Here is a 1,831-nt window from a genome sequence, read left to right as displayed (position 1 = left end):
GTCGTACACGAAGCCAGTCGGGAGTGGGCAGCGATACTCGCCGCGGCGCACTTTATTCAAGATCCCGCCGCGCAGTCGGGCTTTGAGGACATGGAGTTCGGCCTCGCTCATCGTTCCCTTCAGGCCGAGCAAGAGCCGGTCGTTGAAGCTGGCCGGATCGTATACGCCATCCTCGTCGAGAATCAGCGTATCGGCGAGGGCGCAGATCTCCAACAGGCGATGCCAGTCGGCATTGTTCCGTGCGAGGCGGGACACCTCCAGACCCATGACGATGCCAGCGCGTCCCATGCCGACGTCTGTGACCAGTCGTTGAAATCCCTCGCGCCAGGAGGCCGATGCGCCGGACTCACCTTGGTCGCTATCAATGACAATGATCTGTTCGTCGCGCCAGCCGAGCGCGGTCGCACGGCCGCGAAGGGCGTATTGCCGCTTCGTGCTCTCGACGTTCTCGATGACCTGTCGCATCGACGACTGCCGGATGTAGAGATAAGCGCCCCGTTCGAGGTGGTGAGGTTGAACTTTGAGCGACGCGGTCATGGTATTCTCCGGTCATTGATCGTCATGGCCATTCTTGCGAGCACATAAACAATGGCCCGACGCTCGAAGGGCTCCGCCGATGTCGGGGCTCGGGCTGGGATCGGCTCCAATCGCGCGGTTCTGGCAGCCAGCATGCGCGCCCATGCCCACATGCCTCGCTGGAGAAGGACGACCAAGCCGCTCCGGGCGTCTGGGGGCAGCGGCTCGCCAAGCATGGCGGAGCGCACTGTCTCGTACCGCGCGACGATTGTGGACGACAGTGTCGACGGTCTCGCCTCGACGCCGGCTAGCTCGGAGTTTTTTTTCCACCGACTGCGCGCTCGATCGTTCTCGGATGCACATCGAGGCCAAATTCCTGCTGAATCAGCTTTGCCAGTTCGCGCGCCCGGATCGGCTCACCGGGAGAAAGACGCGCCTTGAGAAAGGCCAACACGTCGCTCTGGAGCTTGTGTGGACCATGGGGGCCTCGCTTTCTGGGCACCAGCCCCGCAATCCCCCTTTCCTCAAAGTCCGCCCTGGCTTGGTAAAAGGTCGGTCGTGAGACGCCGTATTCCTCCGACACTTCCGTCACCGACGCCTTCTCGAAAGAGGCGCGACGCAGCATCTCGTACTTCACCTGTACGGCATCGCGCGGATCGAAGAATCCGCCCTCCTGAAACTTCGGATCGTGGACCTTATCCGGCGCCGGATTCAGTGCGCCGTCTTCGGCGAGCATGTTGGCCTTCGAGTGCTTGCGGTCGTTACTTGCGGGCACATTCAACTCCAGACAATCGTGTGTAATAAAATTATGCCGCTAATAACCGCTTGTCAAGCCAAAGTTCCCTAGCCAACTTCATCTACAGACACACGAAAATGGCTACGCATCGCTAGCATCAGGCGTATTTGCGGCATCAATTACTTTACATGAGCGGCGAAATTATCCTTACATTCGCCCAGGATCTCTGATTGCCTGCGCAGGCGCGCCACAAGGTCGGCGAGGGCCATCAAGTCCGCAACCCTGAAGAACGCACGTCCTTGCCCCATGACGACTTCAGGATCCGGCGTGGCAATGTCGGTCCATTCGGGAGGAACGGAGCAAACGCTTCTGTCGTCGACGCGCAGCAAGAGACGCTTGCCGGAACGGTTATAGCGTTCGCCAACACAGACGAGCTGCCGGCCGCTGAACGGGTGGAAAGGGTGGGTTATGCGGACAAGCTGCGTCGAAGCGGTGGGAAGGCCTGCATTCCGAGGTGAGTTACAAACGGCTTGAGCGCGGCCGCTTCGTCTGGCCGCGTGCGGATGGGGGTGTCGTCAG

The 1,831-nt window shown here is 60.6% G+C and carries 3 protein-coding genes; all 3 read right to left on the bottom strand.

Going from position 1 to position 1,831, the window contains the following annotated elements:
- The coding region (locus J8I34_RS33815; protein ID WP_209808528.1) for a recombinase family protein at positions 1-537 on the bottom strand (537 nt) is incomplete at its 3' end.
- A gap of 286 nt (positions 538-823) precedes the next feature.
- Positions 824-1,252 (bottom strand): helix-turn-helix domain-containing protein, encoded by a 429-nt coding sequence (locus tag J8I34_RS33810; RefSeq protein WP_209778278.1) that lies wholly within the window; start codon positions 1,250-1,252, stop codon positions 824-826.
- 179 nt (positions 1,253-1,431) lie between these two features.
- Entirely contained in the window at positions 1,432-1,722 is a 291-nt protein-coding gene (locus tag J8I34_RS33805) for a DUF5372 family protein (protein ID WP_348635843.1), read from the bottom strand.
- Positions 1,723-1,831: the final 109 nt, after the last annotated feature.

The sequence above is a fragment of the Cupriavidus phytohabitans genome (assembly GCF_017815025.1).
Taxonomy (GTDB): Bacteria; Pseudomonadota; Gammaproteobacteria; order Burkholderiales; family Burkholderiaceae; genus Cupriavidus.
The sequence above is the reverse complement of the archived record's forward strand: the minus strand, read 5'-3'. Positions and strand labels throughout refer to the sequence as shown.